This window comes from Rhodococcus sp. IEGM 1406 (genome assembly GCF_030056745.1).
Taxonomy (GTDB): domain Bacteria; phylum Actinomycetota; class Actinomycetes; order Mycobacteriales; family Mycobacteriaceae; genus Rhodococcus_F; species Rhodococcus_F erythropolis.
The window spans coordinates 309418-327579 of sequence record NZ_JASHKO010000003.1; the positions used below are offsets into that span (position 1 = coordinate 309418).

The window sequence follows — 18162 nt, forward strand, 5'->3', positions numbered from 1 at the left end:
GAGGCCGAAGATGAAGTACACCGTCGGGGTTGCCATGAACCCCTTGGACCAGTTAGCCGGTATCGCCAAAACGGCCGAGGAATGCGGCTTTTCGTCGATCGCTCTCCCCGATTCACTGTTCTTCATGGAAACGCAGGCGGCGGATTACCCGTACACCCCGGACGGGTCTCGGATGTGGAATGCCGAGACCCCCTGGGTCGATCCGCTGATCGCCGCAGCTGCAATGGGCGCGGTGACCGAGAAGATCGAGTTCTACACCCAGGTGCTCAAGCTGGGTAGCCGCAATCCGGTCCTGCTCGCGCGGCAGGTCGGATCTGTAGCGGCATTGACGAACAACCGTTTCGGCTTCGGCGTCGGAATCGGTTGGGCTCCCGAAGAGTTCGAGTGGTGCGGCGCTCCGTACAAGCGTCGCGGCGCCCGAGTGGACGAGATGATCGACGTTCTCAAACTTATTCTCGGCGGCGGGATGGTCGAGTATCACGGCGAGTTCTTCGATTTCGATCGCCTGCAGATGAGTCCAGCTCCCACCAAGCCGGTTCCGTTCTACGTCGGCGGCCACACCGAGGTGGCACTCAAGCGTGCTGCGCGAGTCGGCGACGGTTGGACCTCGGCGATGATCAAGTTCGACGACCTGGTGGGTGTGATCGCACGACTACGCGAACTGCGCGCCGAGTACGGCCGCGAGAACGAGCCGTTCGAAATCCAGACGGTGTGCATCGACCGTTTCGGCAAGGACGGTTACGCAGAACTCGAAGATGCCGGCGTCACGGACATCATCACCGTACCTTGGGTTTTCGACGGAATCGGCTTCGATGCCCCGCTGGAGGCAAAGCAGGATTCGATGCGTAAGTTCGCCGAACAGTACATCAACTGAGGAGTCGCGATGACTGACGAACACCCCGCCCGCGTCGCGGGTAACGCTTCGCGCGCCGCAGCGAGTGGCAAGAACAAGGAAGCCTGGCTGGACCTCTTCGCCGAGGACGGTTGGGTGGAGGATCCGGTCGGGCCGTCGGGATTCGATCCCGAAGGCAAAGGCCATCACGGACGCGAAGCGATCTCCAAGTTCTACGACATGACGATCGCGACCGCGGACAAGCTCGAGTTTCTGATCGACGATTCACTGGTGTGCGGCAACGAGAACGTCAACATCGGCAAGATCCGGACCACCATCGGCGGCTCGATCATCGACGCCGAGGGCGTGTTCGTCTATCGCGTGAACGACGCAGGCAAGATCGCGTCGCTTCGAGCATTCTGGGAAGTGGACCGTGCGATGAAGACGGCACGCAAAGCCTGAGAACCCACAGTACGAGAGCGGCCCCGGTCATCGACCGGGGCCGCTCTCGTCGTATTCGAATCAGCCTGTCGTACTTGCACCGAGAACCCTGAAATGGTTTCCTGGTTGCCAACGTCGCGTGTCGATGACGGACTGCGTCAGGCATGGAGGCGTCGTACTGCAAGGGGTCACTCATGACCATTTCGTTCAACCACACCATCATCGCCGCAAAAGACCGACAAGAGTCTGCGTGGTTCTTCACTCACATGTTCGGTCTGCCAGGCCCGGTCGAGGCCGGCTACTTTCTCGGCGTCGAACTCGAGCACGGGGTGACACTGGACTTCGCACAGGTGGAAGAGGGCGCCGAGGTTGCGTCTCAGCACTACGCTTTCCTCGTCTCCGAAGATGACTTCGACGGCATCTACCAGCGGATACAGGCGTTGAAACTTGATCACTGGGCCGATCCGCGCCAGTCGAGTACCGGCTTCAACACCAACGACGGTGGGCGTGGGGTCTACTTCCTCGACCCGTCGGGACATTTCCTGGAAGCGATCACCAAGCCATACGGCGGCTGAATTAGAGATTGAACTACAAACGGCGGCGCCTACGGGAGATGAGGGATCCCGCAGACGCCGCCGCAGTTCCAGGTTGCCAACTAGTGGCCCCCCGGAACGTCTACTGTAGTTCTGCGTGTTCGAGAGTGCAGAGGCAACTCCCGAAAACCTACACAGAACCTACTCGCCGGTTACCAGGTCAGTATATGTCCGGATCAGTGTTTGACCGGGCAGCCCGATGTCTTGTAATCAACCTGAAACTCTTTGATGCCGTTGAGCCAGCCCGAGCGCAGGCGACGGGGATCGCCGAGCCTGGTGATGTCGGGTAGGTGATCGGCGATCGCGTTGAAGATCAGATCGATTTCGAGACGAGCCAAGTTGGCGCCGATGCAGAAGTGCGCACCCGTGCCGCCGAATCCGAGGTGCGGATTGGGGTCACGCATGATGTCGAACTTCGTGGGGTTCTCGAAGACGTCTTCGTCGAAGTTGGCCGACGCGTACATCATCACGACGCGATCGCCCTTCTTGATCTTCTGCCCCCCGAGTTCGGTGTCTTCGAGCGCGGTCCGCTGGAAAGAGGTCACCGGGGTGGCCCAACGAACGATCTCGTCGGCCGCAGTCTTCGGGCGTTCCTTCTTGTACAGCTCCCACTGGTCGGGATTGTCGAGGAAGGCAACCATGCCGTGTGTGATGGCATTGCGAGTGGTCTCGTTACCCGCGACCGCAAGCAGAATCACGAAGAAGCCGAATTCCTCTGGGGAGAGCTCATTTCCGTCGATGTCAGCTTCGATGAGCTTGGTGACGATGTCATCGGCGGGACACTTCTTGCGCTGATCCGCCATCTGGTACGCGTATCCCAGAATCTCCATCGACGCTGCCTGCGGGTCGATGTCGAACTCAGGATCGTCGTAGGACGTCATCTGGTTGGACCAGTCGAAGAGCTTCATTCGATCTTCCTGCGGCACACCGAGAAGCTCGGCGATTGCCTGCAGCGGAAGTTCGGACGCGACCTGAACCACGAAGTCTCCGGCACCACCGGCAGCCGCAGTCTTGACGATCTTTTCGGCGCGCTCGGTCAGTTCTTCGCGCAGGCTGTTGATGGCTCGCGGGGTGAATCCACGCGAAACCAGCTTGCGAAGCTTGGTGTGCTCCGGAGCGTCCTTGTTGATGAGGATGAATCGCTGCATCTCGACGTTCTCGCGCGGGATGTCGTCGGCGAAGCGAGGAATCGCAGTGTTCTCGTGGGTCGAGAAGATGTCGCTTCGCTGCGAGACTTCCTTGACCTCTTCATGACGGGTGACCACCCAGAAGCCCTCGTCCTGGAATCCACCGATTTCCGGGGGCTGCGGATTCCACCACACGGGGGCCGTCTTCCGGAGTTCGGCGAACTCCTCGAACGGCATGCGTTCCGCGTAGATGTCGGGGTCCGTGAAGTCGATTCCCTCGGGGAATGCGGGCTGTGCCACTGATGTCTCCTGCCCTAAGCCTTTTCATCACAGGGGTGATGGGGATCCGTGATGTGTAACACGTTCTACTCTCATTGAAACACAAGCCTGCTTACTAGGAAAGGAAACGTCGACAGGTCTTGCTTCCCGCAGAGAACCTGTTCTACTTTTTCATTACAAGGAAAGGAGCCCGCTGTGGGCACACCAGTAATCGTCGAGGCTGTCCGTACACCGATCGGCAAGCGCGGAGGTTGGCTCGCCGGTCTGCACGCCGCCGAGATCCTCGGAGCGGCGCAAAAGGGCGTTCTCGACCGGTCGGGAATCGACCCGTTGCTGATCGAGCAGGTGATCGGCGGCTGCGTCACCCAGGCCGGCGCTCAGTCCAACAACATCACGCGCACGGCCTGGCTGCACGCCGGACTTCCGTGGCAGACCGGCGCAACCACCGTGGACTGCCAGTGTGGTTCGGCCCAGCAGGCGAACCATCTGATTGCCGGACTGATTGCCACCGGCGCGATCGACGCCGGCATCGCCTGCGGCATCGAAGCCATGAGCCAGGTTCCCCTCGGCGCAAACGTCGGCGATCAGGCCGGACCGCGTCGGCCGGCGACGTGGGACATCGACATGCCCAACCAGTTCGAAGCTGCGGAACGCATCGCGCGTCGACGCGGACTGACCCGCGACGACATCGAAGCCCTCGGCGTCCGCTCGCAGGCGCTGGCCAAGCAGGCATGGGAGGAAGGGCGTTTCGACCGCGAGGTTCTCGAACTTTCGGCGCCCCAGGTCGACAAGGAAGGAAACCTCACGGGCGAGACGAAGCTCGTCAATCGCGATCAGGGCCTGCGCGATACGACGGCCGAGTCCCTAGCGCGCTTGAAGCCCGTCCTCGAAGGCGGGATTCACACGGCCGGAACGTCTTCCCAGATATCCGACGGCGCGGCCGCAGTCCTGCTCATGGACGAGGACAAGGCCCGCGCACTCGGCTTGAAGCCGCGAGCCCGCATCATCGCCCAGGCACTGGTCGGCTCGGAACCGGAATTCCACCTCGACGGACCGGTGCAGGCAACCAGCCGTGTCCTGGAGAAGAGCGGAATGAAGATCGGCGACCTCGATCTGTTCGAGATCAACGAAGCATTCGCATCCGTCGCACTGTCCTGGGCTCAGGTTCACGAACCTGACTTCGACAACGTCAATGTCAACGGCGGCGCGCTCGCTCTCGGCCATCCGGTCGGCAGCACGGGCTCTCGACTGATCACCACCGCACTGCACGAATTGGAGCGTCGCAACGGCTCGACGGCTCTGATCACGATGTGCGCCGGCGGCGCGCTGGCCACCGGAACCATCATCGAGCGTATCTGAGATGACTACTCCCCCAGCTAAACCCAAGGGACTCGACGCTCCGGCGACGGTCAAGATCATCAAGTGGATGTCGAAGGCAAACGTCGCCATGTATCGCGCCACCGACGGGCGGCTGGGTAGCAAGTGGCGGGTCGGCAGCGCGTTCCCACGCGGGCTGCCGATCTGCCTGCTCACCACCACCGGTCGCAAATCCGGCGAGGAGCGGATCAGTCCGTTGCTGTTCCTCGAGGACGGCGAGAACGTGATTCTGGTGGCGTCGCAAGGTGGTCTTCCGAAGAACCCGATGTGGTACCTCAACATCAAGGCGGACCCGGTGGTGACGGTGCAGATCAAGTCTCGGATCCGATCGATGAAAGCCCGCGTCTCCACCGAGGACGAGCGCGCTCGGCTGTGGCCGATGTTGACGGCGATGTATCCGGATTTCGACAACTATCAGGCCTGGACCGACCGGGTCATTCCCGTCATCGTGTGCGAGCCGCTGAAGAAATAAACGGACTGTTTACAACAAAACGTTTACATCGGCCCGGGTGCGTGCCAGCCTGGGTTCATGACCGATGACCAGTTCAGACCGATCGATTCCGGCCGCGAACGCGCACATCGCGAGTACGCCGGACTCTTTCGGATCAGCGAGCGCCACGGCGCGACCCAAAGCCAGCGCGCGCGGCAATCTCATCCGGAGATGCTCGAGCCCTACGGCGCGGTGCGCGTCGTGGCTCGTCTTGCCGGCGGCACCGACACACCGCAGCCGAACGAACCCGAGGTCGACGACGCCGATGTCATGGCTGCGTTGACTCTGATTCCCAAGGCCCGAGCCGAAATGGAACAGCTGGAAGCACTGTTCCTCGGAATTGCCCGCGAACGGGGCATGACCTGGCAAGATATTGCCTTCGGACTCGGGCTCGGCAGCACTCAAGCTGCCCGCCAGCGCTACGAACGGCTCGTTCGCCGCACCGGAGGCTGAACACGTGCCATAACGAGCGAGTTGGAGCACTATTGACTCGTACGGTCCGCACGGCGTTTCGACAGAGCCTCGAACACAGCAAGGAGTCGCATATATGACGACGCATATTCAAGATCAAATCCTGGACCGACGCGAGATCACCTCAGCCCTCGTGCGTGCGCTGGAGCGTCGCCACGAGGTGCTGGACGCAGTGGTCGACAGCAAGGACCACCAGGAGGCACTGACCACCGTCGCGGAACTCCTCGGCACGTCGGAAGCAAATGCCGAAGCAGTTCTGAGCCTCAAGTTCAGTGCGCTCACCAAGGCTGCGCGTGATCGCATCCAGGGCGAGCTGGAGAATCTCGACGCCACTCTCGAATGGACGACGCTCGATCGTCCCGCGAGCAGCGGGCAGAACTTCACCCTGCGTCCGTTCAGCGACAGCGCAGAAGACAAGTCGCTGTTCACGATTCGTTCGGGCGAGCAGCTCGGCGAAGACGGCAAGCCGTGGAGCGAGGATCGGATCGAAGCTGAGCGCGTCGGTGGCCTCGGCCGGATCGACGACGAGACCGCTGCCTGGTTCGTCGCCGAGGACGTCTCCGGTGACGGCTCGAAGAGCGTCGGCCTGGTATTCGGCGAACTCGACGGCCAAGAGGTCAACGTGGCGATCTGGATCGCGCCGGAATCTCGCAAGAAGGGCTACGGCACAGCCTGCGTGAAGCATTCGCGTCGCGAGCTCGCCGCAGAGTTCCCCGGCACCGTGTTGGTGGTTCGGGCGCCTGCGTAGGCGGCACACCACCTGTGAGTGGTTAGGGAGTCCCTGCACTCCTTAACCACTCACGGGGCCGGAGGCCCTACGCCCCGTACACCGGCGTCGGAATCTCCGCCTTCTCCAACAGCGTTGCCACGACGGGCCCGATCTCCTTCGGGTCCCAACGGTCACCCTTGTCCTCGCTCGGGCCGTGACGCCAGCCCTCCGCGACGGTGATCTTTCCGCCCTCGACCTCGAACACCCGCCCCGTGACGTCCTTGGACTCGGCGCTACCGAGCCAGACGACCAGCGGCGAGATGTTCTCGGGCGCCATGGCATCGAAGCCCTCTTCGGGAGCTGCCATCGACTCGGCCATCGCCCCACCCGCGCCGACGGTCATGCGCGTGCGCGCAGCAGGCGCGATCGCGTTGACACTGACGCCGTAATTCTTGAGCTCGGCTGCGGCCTGGATGGTCATCTCGGCGATACCGGCCTTCGCCGCAGCGTAGTTACCCTGGCCGATCGAACCTTGCAGTCCTGCACCCGAACTGGTGTTGATGATGCGTGCGTCGACGGTCTTGCCCGCCTTGGCCTCAGCGCGCCAGTAGGCAGCAGCGTGACGCAGCGGCGCGAAGTGCCCCTTGAGGTGCACGCGAATCACCGCGTCCCACTCGCCTTCGCTCATGCCGACCAGCATGCGGTCCCGCAGGAAGCCCGCGTTGTTCACGAGTACGTCCAGGCCACCGAAGGTGTCGATCGCGGTCTTGATCAGATTCTCGGCGCCCGCCCAGTCGGCGACGTCGTCTCCGTTGACCACTGCTTGGCCACCGGCGGCGATGATCTCCGCGACAACTTGCTCGGCCGGACTCTCACCGGTCTCGGAACCGTCGGCACCCGCACCGATGTCGTTGACGACGACCTTGGCGCCCTCGGCAGCAAACGCCAAGGCATGCGCACGTCCGATCCCGCGACCAGCCCCGGTGATGATGACTACGCGTCCGTCGACCAATCCACTCATATTTGTCTCCTAATGCACTCTGCTCGGGCTTGTCGGCTCCGCTTATGTGCTAACTTACCAAGCAATCGCTTGGTTTGGTACACAGACGTAAGGAATCCCGATATGGGCATCAGCACCTCCTCCGACGGAACCGGCATCACCACGGTCACCATCGACTACGCGCCGGTCAATGCAATCCCGTCCAAGGGATGGTTCGAGCTTGCCGACGCCATCCTCGACGCGGGCAAGGATCTCAACACTCACGTGGTGATCCTGCGAGCCGAGGGACGCGGATTCAACGCGGGCGTCGACATCAAGGAGATGCAGGCGACCGAGGGATTCGACGCACTGGTCGCCGCCAACCGCGGTTGCGCCGCGGCCTTCGCAGCCGTCTACGACTGCGCTGTACCCGTCGTCGTGGCCGTCAACGGATTCTGTGTCGGCGGTGGCATCGGACTGGTCGGCAACGCGGACGTGATCGTCGCTTCCGACGACGCGATCTTCTCCCTCCCCGAGGTCGACCGCGGTGCACTCGGCGCTGCCACGCACCTCTCACGGCTGGTGCCGCAGCACATGATGCGCACGCTCTACTACACCGCACAGAGCGTCGACGCCCACACACTCAAACAGTTCGGCAGCGTCTACGACGTGGTCCCGCGCGAGAAGCTCGACGAGTGCGCTCGCGAGATCGCCGCAAAGATCGCCGCGAAGGACACCCGCATCATCCGGTGCGCCAAGGAAGCCATCAACGGCATCGACCCGGTCGACGTCAAGGGCAGCTACCGCCTCGAGCAGGGCTACACCTTCGAACTCAACCTCCTCGGTGTGTCCGACGAACACCGCGACGAATTCGTCGCCACCGGCAAGCCGCGCGAGAACGCAACCCAGAAGGAAGGCTGAGACAAACATGGCTAGCAAGCGTGACAAGACGAAGTCGCTCGACGAGGTAGTCGGCGAGCTCCGCAGCGGAATGACGATCGGCTTGGGCGGCTGGGGATCTCGCCGCAAGCCGATGGCCTTCGTGCGTGCGATTCTGCGTTCGGACATCAAGGACCTGACCGTGGTCACTTACGGCGGACCGGATCTCGGGCTGCTGTGCTCGGCCGGCAAGGTCAAGAAGGCGTACTACGGTTTCGTGTCCCTGGACTCCGCACCGTTCTACGATCCGTGGTTTGCCAAGGCGCGCACCGCCGGTGAGATCGAAGTCCGCGAGATGGACGAGGGAATGGTCAAGTGCGGCCTCGAAGCCGCTGCCGCTCGCCTCCCCTTCCTCCCGATCCGCGCAGGCCTGGGTTCGGACGTCCGCAACTTCTGGGGCGACGAACTCAAGACCGTCACCTCCCCGTACCCCGAGGCCGACGGCCGCTCCGAGACCTTGATCGCGATGCCTGCACTCAACCTAGATGCGTCGTTCGTTCACCTCAATCTCGGTGACAAGCACGGCAATGCCGCGTACAACGGTGTCGACCCGTACTTCGACGACCTGTACTGCATGGCCGCCGAAAAGCGTTACGTCTCCGTCGAACGCATCGTCGAGACCGAGGAACTGGTCAAATCCGTTCCACTGCAGAATCTTCTGCTCAACCGCATGATGGTCGACGCCGTCGTCGAGGCCCCGAACGGTGCCCACTTCACGTTGGCCGGCGAAAGCTACGGCCGCGACGAGAAGTTCCAGCGTCACTACGCCGAGGCCGCCAAGACCCCCGAGTCGTGGCAGACGTTCGTCGACACCTTCCTCTCCGGCAGCGAAGAGGACTACCAAGCCGCAGTAAAGAAGTTTGCCGATTCATCAAAGGCAGGGGAGCAGGCAAAATGAGCGAATCCACCGTCACCCGCGCAGAGTACGTTGTTCTCGCGTGCGCTGAAATCTTCTCCGGTGCAGGCGAAATCATGGCCAGCCCGATGTCGACGTCGTCCACCATCGGCGCTCGCCTGGCTCGACTCACCACCGAACCCGACCTGCTGATCACCGATGGTGAAGCCCTCATCCTCGAGGACACCCCGGCAGTCGGAACGAAGGGCCCCATCGAAGGATGGATGCCTTTCCGCAAGGTGTTCGACGTCGTCGCTTCGGGCCGTCGCCACGTAGTCATGGGCGCCAATCAGCTCGATCGCCACGGCAACCAGAACCTCTCCGCCTTCGGCCCGCTTCAGCAGCCGACGCGTCAGATGTTCGGTGTGCGCGGCGCCCCGGGTAACACCATCAACCACGCGACGAGCTACTTCGTCCCCAAGCACTCCAAGCGAGTGTTCGTCGACAAGGTCGACGTGGTGTGCGGTGTCGGCTACGACCAGATCGATCCCGAGAACCCGGCGTACAAGTACCTGAACATCCCCCGCGTTGTCACCAACCTCGGTGTCTTCGACTTCGGCGGACCGGGAAACACCTTCCGCGCGTTGAGCCTCCATCCCGGCGTCACCGCCGAAGAGGTAGCCGAGAACACCTCGTTCGAGGTAGCCGGACTCGCCGAGGCCGGTATCACCCGTGACCCCACCGCCGAAGAGCTCCACCTCATTCGCGAGACCCTCGATCCGCGCAACCTCCGGGACCGTGAGGTCTCGGCATGACCCCCACTCTGAAGACAGCACTGACCGAACTGGTCGGTGTCGAGTACCCGATCGTGCAGACGGGCATGGGCTGGGTTTCCGGGCCCGCGCTGACGTCGGCGACGGCCAACGCGGGCGGTCTCGGCATCCTGGCTTCGGCCACGATGACCTACGACGAGCTCGAGCACGCGATCAAGAAGACGAAACAGCTCACGGACAAGCCGTTCGGCGTCAACATGCGTGCCGACGCCACCGACGCGCCGCAGCGCGCGGACCTGCTGATCCGTGAGGGCGTCAAGGTCGCGTCGTTTGCCTTGGCTCCCAAGAAGGAACTGATCGCCAAGCTCAAGGACCACGGCATCGTCGTCGTACCGTCGATCGGTGCCGCGAAGCATGCGGTCAAGGTTGCATCTTGGGGCGCGGACGCCGTCATCGTCCAGGGCGGCGAAGGTGGTGGTCACACCGGCGGTGTGGCAACGACATTGCTTCTTCCCTCGGTTCTCGACGCGGTCGATATTCCGGTCATCGCCGGTGGCGGATTCTTCGACGGCCGCGGGCTGGCCGCAGCGTTGGCGTACGGCGCTGCCGGTGTCGCCATGGGGACGCGTTTCTTGCTCACCAGTGACTCTTCGGTGCCGGACTCCGTCAAGCAGGAATACCTCAAGCGAGGACTGACGGATACGACGGTCTCACGCAAGGTCGACGGCATGCCTCATCGTGTGCTCAACACCGACCTGGTCAACAGCCTCGAAGGTTCCAGCTATGCAACCGGTTTGATCGCTGCTGCAAAGAACGCCACCAAGTTCAAGGCAATGACAGGTATGAAGTGGTCGACGCTCGCCAAGGACGGCCTCGCGATGAAGCGCTCGGGTGACCGCACGCTGATGCAAATCATCATGGCGGCGAATACCCCGATGTTGCTCAAGGCCGGTCTGGTCGAGGGCAATACGGAAGCCGGCGTGCTTGCCTCGGGTCAGGTTGTCGGAATGATCAACGATCTGCCCAGCTGCAAGGAACTGATCGAGAACATCATGGAGGACGCGGCCAAGCGTATCGACGCGCTTGCGGCTCTTCGCTGACGCAGATTCATCCGAGTGCGTCTCCCCCACTGCGCTTTACGCGGAGTTGGAGGAGGCGCACTCTGCGCATTGCCGAGCTAACCGGTCTGCTGGTGACGACCACCCGGCACCTCGAAATACTGGGAGATTGCCACCGCGGCCATCTGTACCGGTGCAACGTGTCGATCGTCGATCTTGCCTCGAACGAGTGGGCCGCTGATCGACAGACCGACTTCCGCTTCGCCCAGCGCACCCACCCTCACACCGATGCAGCCGAGACCCGAAGTACACGTACCGAATACGACGCCGTACCGATGGTTGGCTATTGCGGAATGTTGCGCGACCGTCGAACGGCGGCCCGCTGCCAAGAGTGCCTTGCCGATTGCCGAGGATCGCGCCGGGATGCGAGAGCCGACGCCTGTCTGGAGGTCAGGTATCGCCTGGCTGCCGATCTTCTGAAGGTATCGCACGTTGCTTCCCTCGAGGACCCCGAGATGTACGGCCTGATTGGTGACGAGGTGCAGGTTGTACAACAACGGCACCACCACCCTCTCGAACTTGTTTCGATACAACGAGATTGCCCCAAGATCGCCGAGTTTGTCGCCGATTTCGTACTCGAGGCCTTCTCTGCGAAGCCAATCCATCCTCACTAGCTTCAGAAGCATCCTGTGCACGGACGATCGCGGAATCCCGGTTCGACGGGCCACCTCGCCCAGCGTCAACCGCGGCGTGTCACGAAAGCAATCCACTACCATCGCCAACCTGTCGAGGGTTGACATAGGGATGGGCTCTTCTGTGATCGGTCCGACCGACATGGCGTCTCCGTTTCGGTGATCCGCCCGTCGAGAGGACAGCGCTGGGCGTGCTCTGCTGACTGCAAATCTGGGCCTTCACCGGACGAACCGCCAGGGCGTTTCCCACCGTGCGGGAGACAAACCTGCCTGGCCACTCCACCTGCAGCTATACCGATCACCGGTTACCCCCGTTGAACCTGGACCAACTCCTCACCACAGTGGCCAACACAGATCACTGAACAAAGGACGACGTTTTGACCACAGACGTGACGACCACAACGGACCTCGGCGAAGTCGACGAGATCCGCATGATCGACGAGGGCGCTGCTCCCGAACGTTTTGCCCGCGGATGGCACTGCCTCGGACTTGCAACGGATTTCCACGACGGGAACCCACATCCGATCGAGGCCTTCGGCACCAAGCTTGTCGTATTTGCCGACAGCCAGGGCGAATTGAAGGTCCTCGATGCCTACTGCCGTCACATGGGCGGCGACCTCAGTCAGGGCACGGTCAAGGGCGATTCAGTCGCCTGCCCCTTCCACGACTGGCGTTGGGGCGGCAACGGCAAATGCACCGCGATCCCCTATGCACGCCGCGTTCCACCGCTTGCCAAAACCCGCGCCTGGACCACCCTCGAACAAGACGGACTGCTCTTCGTCTGGCATGACCCCGAAGGCAATCCGCCTCCGGCCGAAGTCGCCATACCGATAATCAAGACTCCGGACCACGAATGGACCGATTGGGTATGGAAGTCAATCGTCATCGACACCAACTGTCGAGAAATCGTCGACAACGTCGTGGACATGGCGCACTTCTTCTACGTGCACTTTTCGTTTCCCACTTACTTCAAGAACGTCTTCGAGGGGCATGTCGCCATCCAGGAGCAGAGCGGTATCAACCGCGACGACATCGTGACCTGGACGGATCCCGACGTGCCGAAGTTGGTCTCGAACTTCTCGGTGGCCGCCTATCACGGACCGTCGTTCATGATCGATGATCTGGTGTACCAGTACGAAACGTTCAAGGTGGATTCGGTTTTGATCAACTGCCACTATCCGGTCAGCCCGAACAAGTTTGTCCTGATGTACGGCATCACCGTCAAGAAGACCGAGGAACTTCCCGCCGGGATAGCGGACCAAACCGTTGACGCGATGATCGGTTACATCGGCGTCGGATTCGAGCAGGACATCGAGATCTGGAAGAACAAGACCCGCATCGACAACCCACTACTCTGCACCGAGGACGGTCCGGTCTACCAACTGAGGCGGTGGTACGAACAGTTCTACGTCGACGTCGCCGACGTCACGCCCGAGATGATCGATCGCTTCGAATTCGAGATGGATACAAGCAAACCCATCGAGGTGTGGAAACAGGAGGTTGCAGACAACCTCGCACGCCGTGCAGGAGCAGCGCAGTGACCATGGAACCAGTGGACTGCGAGAGGTGTGGAACATATGTCCTCGTCGAGAAGAACAGCTGGCAACATACCTCGACTCAATGGCGATCGGATCCGCACAACGTGTGTTCGGAGTATCGCGAAGACAAGGCGTCGCCGAAAATTCGCACCGGAACTTGTTCGGCATTAAGAGATTCCATCAACCGAGCTGCAGTCGACGGGAGACTCACCGTTCCAGATTGACCTAGCGCGCGCCCACCGCATCCACCTCGTCGCCGGCCATCACAGCGGCCAGCTCTGATGCCAATGTTCCATTGTTCTCCACGACTACGGTGTCGCAGCCTTGCCACATTGCGGTTCTACGAAGGAGCTCAGCCAGACGCGGTGCAGTGTCGGCATCGGCGGTGGGCTCGGCCCAAGCAGCGCGCACGAGTAGCCGACGGTTCTGTCGGTCGTTCTTGAGATCGACTCGCGCGCAGATATTGTCGTCGATCAACACGGGGAGCACATAGTAGCCGTGAACCCGCTTGTGTGCGGGAGTATAGATCTCGATCCGGTAGTGAAAGTCGAAGAGCCGCAACGCTCGATCGCGCGCCCACACTACCGGATCGAAGGGCGACAACAGAGCCTCGGTTCGGATCGACCTTGGACGCTTTGCCTGTGGATCAATCCATACCTCGCGAGGCTTGCCACGACGCTCCCAGCCCTCGACGGAAACACTGCGTACATTGCCGGCGTCTTCGAGCTCACGCAAGGCAATTCGTGCCTCAGCGCTCGGCAGCCGAAAGTAGTCGGCGATATCGTCGAGCGTACCGAGTCCGTGGGCCTTCACACCACGCAGCACCAGCTCACGGATCGCGTCCGATCGATCGATCCTCGCATCGAGGATCTCGGGCGCGAGCATGTGTTCGGCAAGGCCGTATCGACGTTCGAATCCTGCGCGACCCGCGGATACCACTTCGCCCCACCGGAACAGAGTCTCCAGCCCGACTTTCACGTCCGACCACCCCCACCACGGGCCGCGGCGTGTATTCGCTTCATGCTCGACTTCGCTCGCCGCCATCGGACCGTTTTCACGCAGTTCGTTGCGCAACCAGTCGAGGAAGTCCCGCCGATCAGACGCCCATCCGTTCTTGTCGCTCAAACCTTTGTCACGAAACTGGTCCATGCGCCAACGAAAGAGTGGCCACATGTCCACCGGCAGGAACGTCGCTTCGTGTCCCCAGTATTCGAGGTACCCCGACTCCGGGGAGAAGGTCAGCTGATCAAGCCTGGACTTGTCGTAGGCGCCCAGTCGCGCATAAACGGGCAGGTAGTGACTGCGTTCGAAAACGTTGACCGAGTCGATCTGCAAGACCTGCAGCCGGTCCATCACGCTGACCAGATTGCGCCGCGTCACCGTTGCCGGGTGTGATTTGCCGAACCCTTGAGCGGCGAGCGCTATTCGGCGGGCAGCTGCCAGAGACACGACTTCGCTCATAGCCGACCACACTACGCACGCCGTCCGACAAGTTTCAGGGCGGCGAGAAGTTCAGGGCGGCGAGAAGTTCAGGGCGGCGAGAAGTTCAGGGCGGCGGAGCCGGGCAGCCGAAGAGAACTGCTGACATGAACGTCTGAAGTGTGGAGGCGTTTTCTGCTGCAACATCGAACTTCATCAAGCGTCCGATGTCGGGGACCAGGTTCAAAGCAGCGTGAACCAGGAACTTCGCCTCTATCGCCGAAAGGTCGGGGCGAATTTCGCGAAGTATCCGCGCCCACTCGACCACGTACAGCTTCTGCCGATTCTTCAGATCGCTTCGATGTCCCGGCAGAAGGTTGTTCATCTCGGAAAAATAGACCGACATCAATTCATGTTGTGCAAACGACAACTCCACGTACATCGCCGACAGTGCGCGCAGCGCTTCCTCCGGCGACGTCGCAGACTCGAATACTGCTGCCGTCGCAAGGTCCAGACGGTCTGCCGCTCGATAGAAGACCGCCCCGAGAAGTTCCGCTTTGCTCGGAAAGTAGCGGTACATCCCGGAAGCGTTCAAACCCGCAGCGGCTGCGATCTCTTCGATACTGACGTCGTGGTAACCGCGAGAATCGAAGAGCCGCACGGCTTCCTGTAGCAGACGTTCACGCTTGTTCGTCGTCACCGGTCGCGTCGACACAGTTTGCTCCGACCGCCGCGATGTAATTGCACTCCCACCGTGTTCGATCGACAGACAAGCGTCGAGAAGAACTTGCTCCATCCGACGTTGGGGCAGTATCAGATTGTGAGCGGTGATGCTGCCGATCACGCTGAACATCGCTGAGGTGAGGATGGTTTCGGCACGAGTACTCGCCGGCGGTTCGGAGCGTGAAAGATGCAGTGCAACTCGGCGATTGACAGCAGCTGCCTGAGCTCGGACCGATTTCCGATCGGCAGCGTCGAGAAACCGACTCTCCCACCGGTAGATCCCGGCTGTGCGCCGATTACGCACCGTCGTTCGGATCACAGCGAGCAAATCCTCGCGTAGGCACTCCCGGTCAGTTGCATCGGCGGCGGCGGAGACCGCATCGAGTGCACTCTCGAGCGCGTCGGTCAATTCCAGTGCCGCGTGGCGGAACATCGCATACTTGTTCGGAAAATGCCGATAGAGTGCCGAACCCGAAATACCAACGGACGACGCGATGTCCTCGACGCCTACGGCAGGATATCCCCGTTCGCTGAACGCAATTGCAGCCGCAGCGGCGATCTTCGCCTTGCGGTCCTTCGGACGTCGCTTGACCGACGCCGATCCCGCCGCTCGAAGGATTACACGCGAGGTCTGTTCGTCAACTGTCTGCGCATCGACAGACTGCTGTCTCGGGCTCACTCGCACACCCCCTCTCTCAGCCCCATCAGACACCAAACCGATCCTTTTGCGAATGAGCATAATCATAATCGCTGCGCGCCATCGGAAACTTTCGAGATTTCCACTGTATCCACGTTCCATATACGCTGCTAGCTGCCCTAACTCCAGGTTGCCATCAACTGCATCGCCCCGATCATCGATGCTGAAACTCGAGAGAATTCTCGTTAACAACTCCTTGCCCTGTGGCCGAAACTAGGGGTAGGGTCACCGCTCGAAGCGGCCCCTCCCTCCCCGATCGGGACATCGGACGATGGCTTCCGGAATTTCGATGAACTTAAGCCGAGGACACCACCCGACAGAACTCATATTGCCACGTCAACGCGCTGACCGTCGCAGCTACACCGAAAACTCCCCTGAGAATTTTCGTTCACATAATGCTTGCCACGTCACATATATGTGTGAGATGCTTCACAAGCAGTTCGCTCGACCGCCAGCGTCCGAACAGTTCGACTTTCGTGCTGAACCATGTTGATCTGCAAAGGAATTCAATTAGATGACGTACGAGCTACCAGCCCCGAAAGGCCCGGTACGAGACGTAGCGTTGCAGGGGGGCTATCTGATCGGATTCTCGGTGCAGGCACTGTTCGGTCTGTTCACGGCAATCCTCCGCAGGCGACTCTCGTTGCACGAGACGATCACTCAGACGCTCTTCATCGGTCGCGTCAGCACTGGTCCGTCGCTGCTCCTCATGATTCCGATCGGTGTCTTCATCGCGGTGTCGGTCGGCGAACTGGCCGGCCGCATCGGTGCCGGTGGCTACTCGGGCGCCGTCGTGGCATTCATCATCGTCGGACAGGCCGCAGCACTGGTGTGCGCGTTGATGATGGCCGGTGTTGCCGGGTCGGCGATCTGCACCGATCTTGGTTCGCGAAAGATTCGCGAAGAGATCGATGCCATGGAAGTGATGGGCATCGATGTGATCGAACGCCTGGTAGCTCCGAGATTGGTTGCGGCAGTGATCGTCTCCCTCGCACTGTGCTCGATGGTGACCTTCGGCGGAGTGATCGCATGCTATCTGTACCACATCTACGTGCAGCATCTTCCGGCCGGAACGTTCATGGCAACGTTCAGCCAATACGGTCGATCGTCCGACTTCGTCATGGCTTTGGTGAAAGCCGCGATCTTCGGCCTCGCTTCGACTTTGGTGGCCACTTTCAAAGGTCTCCATGCAAAAGGCGGCCCTCGCGGCGTTGCCGACGCAGTCAACGAGGCCGTCGTCATTGCGTTCGCGCTCGTCTTCATCGTGAACACAGTGTTGTCCGCGTTGTACACCGTAATCGTCCCGGCAGTCGGTGAATTCTGATGTCGCTCGTCGATCTCCGTGTTCGAGCCCGTCAAGCGAGCAGACCCCTGCGAACCGCCGGCGACGGCCTCGTCTCCCTCGGTCAGCACGTCACTTTCTACGTCCGCACCATCGCATCGATCCCTTTTGCGCTCACCAAGTACCGCAAGCACGTACTCGGTCAGATCAGCGAGGTCAGCTTCGGCACGAACTCCTTGCTGTCCGGCGGCGGCACCATCGGGATCGTCTTCGCGATGTCGCTCGCCGCGGCAATGATGTTGGGCGTCGAGACTCACCGGGGCCTCGAACTCGTCGGGATGACCTCGCTCTCGGGCATGCTGTCTGCGGTCGCGAACACCCGTGAGCTTGCCCCTGTTGTCGTCGCTATCGCGTTGGCTGCCAAGGTCGGAACGGGTTTCACTGCCCAGATCGGGGCTATGCGCATCTCGGACGAGATCGACGCCCTCGACTCGATGGCGATCAGATCCATCCCCTTCCTCGCGGGTACGCGGGTGATCGCTGCCATGATCTGCGTCATCCCGATCTACATGATCGGACTGCTCGCCAGCTACCTGTCGACCCGACTGGTCGTCGTGTTCTTCAACGGTGCATCGGCCGGTACTTACGACTACTTCTTCCATCTGGCGATCTCGCCGCAGGATCTCCTGTACTCGGGCCTCAAGGCCGTGGTGTTCGCCGCTGTTGTCGCGCTGGTTCACTGCGCGTACGGCTACTATGCCTCCGGTGGTCCGGCCGGCGTCGGGCAGGCTGCCGGGCGCGCGCTTCGGACTGCGATCCTCGCGATCGGAATCCTCGACGTACTGATGACTTTCGCGCTGTGGGGCCTCGTGCCCCAGATCCCGGGAATGGGGGTCTGAGCCGTGGAC

Annotated in this window: 19 protein-coding genes; 14 read left to right on the top strand and 5 right to left on the bottom strand. The window is 61.4% G+C overall.

The window, feature by feature from the left end; translation table 11 throughout:
• Positions 1-10 precede the first annotated feature (10 nt).
• The 3 genes from QM596_RS17085 to QM596_RS17095 all read left to right on the top strand — a co-directional run bounded on the left by QM596_RS17085 (position 11) and on the right by QM596_RS17095 (position 1848).
• Positions 11-874, top strand: coding sequence for a TIGR03619 family F420-dependent LLM class oxidoreductase (locus QM596_RS17085; RefSeq protein WP_019746978.1), 864 nt, complete (start codon positions 11-13; stop codon positions 872-874).
• 9 nt (positions 875-883) lie between these two features.
• Positions 884-1294: a nuclear transport factor 2 family protein gene (locus QM596_RS17090; RefSeq protein ID WP_019746977.1), complete on the top strand. Its 411-nt coding sequence runs from the start codon at positions 884-886 to the stop codon at positions 1292-1294.
• Positions 1295-1467: 173 nt separating this feature from the next.
• Positions 1468-1848 carry a VOC family protein gene (locus tag QM596_RS17095; protein WP_020906296.1) on the top strand — a complete coding sequence of 127 codons (381 nt, stop codon included), beginning with the start codon at positions 1468-1470 and terminating at the stop codon, positions 1846-1848.
• A 194-nt stretch (positions 1849-2042) separates the two neighbouring features.
• Here the strand turns inward: QM596_RS17095 and QM596_RS17100 are convergent, their stop codons facing one another.
• Positions 2043-3293 (bottom strand): cytochrome P450, encoded by a 1251-nt coding sequence (locus tag QM596_RS17100; RefSeq protein WP_003945573.1) that lies wholly within the window; start codon positions 3291-3293, stop codon positions 2043-2045.
• Positions 3294-3467: 174 nt separating this feature from the next.
• Here QM596_RS17100 and QM596_RS17105 point away from each other — a divergent pair, with 174 nt between their 5' ends.
• From QM596_RS17105 to QM596_RS17120, 4 genes are all read left to right on the top strand, one after another.
• On the top strand, positions 3468-4631 hold the full coding sequence (locus tag QM596_RS17105) for a steroid 3-ketoacyl-CoA thiolase (RefSeq protein ID WP_019746975.1): 1164 nt from the start codon (positions 3468-3470) through the stop codon (positions 4629-4631).
• A 1-nt stretch (position 4632) separates the two neighbouring features.
• The gene (locus QM596_RS17110) at positions 4633-5121 is read left to right on the top strand and encodes a nitroreductase family deazaflavin-dependent oxidoreductase (RefSeq protein ID WP_030534715.1); all 489 of its coding nucleotides are present in this window, start codon (positions 4633-4635) and stop codon (positions 5119-5121) included.
• Positions 5122-5178: 57 nt separating this feature from the next.
• A complete protein-coding gene (locus tag QM596_RS17115; RefSeq protein WP_021342917.1) occupies positions 5179-5592 on the top strand; it encodes a hypothetical protein in 414 nt (137 codons plus the stop codon).
• Between the two features lie 94 nt (positions 5593-5686).
• Positions 5687-6358, top strand: coding sequence for a GNAT family N-acetyltransferase (locus tag QM596_RS17120; protein ID WP_019746972.1), 672 nt, complete (start codon positions 5687-5689; stop codon positions 6356-6358).
• A 67-nt stretch (positions 6359-6425) separates the two neighbouring features.
• On the opposite strand, the gene QM596_RS17125 is transcribed toward QM596_RS17120, so the two are convergent.
• Positions 6426-7340: an SDR family oxidoreductase gene (locus tag QM596_RS17125; protein WP_020906294.1), complete on the bottom strand. Its 915-nt coding sequence runs from the start codon at positions 7338-7340 to the stop codon at positions 6426-6428.
• A 102-nt stretch (positions 7341-7442) separates the two neighbouring features.
• On the opposite strand from QM596_RS17125, the gene echA20 reads away from it, so the two are divergent.
• Genes echA20 through QM596_RS17145 form a run of 4 tightly spaced genes read left to right on the top strand, consistent with a single transcriptional unit; the run spans position 7443 to position 10945 of the window.
• Positions 7443-8219, top strand: a complete 777-nt coding sequence (gene echA20 / locus QM596_RS17130; protein WP_003945611.1) for a (7aS)-7a-methyl-1,5-dioxo-2,3,5,6,7,7a-hexahydro-1H-indene-carboxyl-CoA hydrolase — start codon at positions 7443-7445, stop codon at positions 8217-8219.
• A 7-nt stretch (positions 8220-8226) separates the two neighbouring features.
• Positions 8227-9135: a cholesterol ring-cleaving hydrolase subunit IpdA gene (gene ipdA / locus QM596_RS17135; protein WP_019746969.1), complete on the top strand. Its 909-nt coding sequence runs from the start codon at positions 8227-8229 to the stop codon at positions 9133-9135.
• The gene (locus tag QM596_RS17140; RefSeq protein ID WP_019746968.1) at positions 9132-9887 is read left to right on the top strand and encodes a CoA-transferase subunit beta; all 756 of its coding nucleotides are present in this window, start codon (positions 9132-9134) and stop codon (positions 9885-9887) included. The genes ipdA and QM596_RS17140 overlap by 4 nt, the downstream gene beginning before the upstream one ends.
• On the top strand, positions 9884-10945 hold the full coding sequence (locus QM596_RS17145; RefSeq protein WP_019746967.1) for an NAD(P)H-dependent flavin oxidoreductase: 1062 nt from the start codon (positions 9884-9886) through the stop codon (positions 10943-10945). Before QM596_RS17140 ends, QM596_RS17145 begins: the two co-directional genes overlap by 4 nt.
• 77 nt (positions 10946-11022) lie before the next feature.
• On the opposite strand, the gene QM596_RS17150 is transcribed toward QM596_RS17145, so the two are convergent.
• Positions 11023-11739 (bottom strand): IclR family transcriptional regulator, encoded by a 717-nt coding sequence (locus QM596_RS17150; RefSeq protein ID WP_003945819.1) that lies wholly within the window; start codon positions 11737-11739, stop codon positions 11023-11025.
• A gap of 287 nt (positions 11740-12026) precedes the next feature.
• Here QM596_RS17150 and QM596_RS17155 point away from each other — a divergent pair, with 287 nt between their 5' ends.
• On the top strand, positions 12027-13136 hold the full coding sequence (locus tag QM596_RS17155) for a 3-ketosteroid-9-alpha-monooxygenase, oxygenase component (RefSeq protein WP_047889546.1): 1110 nt from the start codon (positions 12027-12029) through the stop codon (positions 13134-13136).
• 222 nt (positions 13137-13358) lie between these two features.
• Here QM596_RS17155 and QM596_RS17160 read toward each other — a convergent pair whose 3' ends face one another.
• The gene (locus tag QM596_RS17160) at positions 13359-14594 is read right to left on the bottom strand and encodes a winged helix-turn-helix domain-containing protein (RefSeq protein WP_283309532.1); all 1236 of its coding nucleotides are present in this window, start codon (positions 14592-14594) and stop codon (positions 13359-13361) included.
• Positions 14595-14679: 85 nt separating this feature from the next.
• The gene (locus QM596_RS17165; protein ID WP_283309534.1) at positions 14680-15954 is read right to left on the bottom strand and encodes a TetR/AcrR family transcriptional regulator; all 1275 of its coding nucleotides are present in this window, start codon (positions 15952-15954) and stop codon (positions 14680-14682) included.
• Between the two features lie 532 nt (positions 15955-16486).
• Here QM596_RS17165 and QM596_RS17170 point away from each other — a divergent pair.
• Both QM596_RS17170 and QM596_RS17175 read left to right on the top strand, forming a co-directional pair.
• Positions 16487-17296: an MlaE family ABC transporter permease gene (locus QM596_RS17170; protein ID WP_046377962.1), complete on the top strand. Its 810-nt coding sequence runs from the start codon at positions 16487-16489 to the stop codon at positions 17294-17296.
• On the top strand, positions 17296-18153 hold the full coding sequence (locus QM596_RS17175) for an MlaE family ABC transporter permease (protein WP_003945491.1): 858 nt from the start codon (positions 17296-17298) through the stop codon (positions 18151-18153). Before QM596_RS17170 ends, QM596_RS17175 begins: the two co-directional genes overlap by 1 nt.
• Positions 18154-18162: the final 9 nt, after the last annotated feature.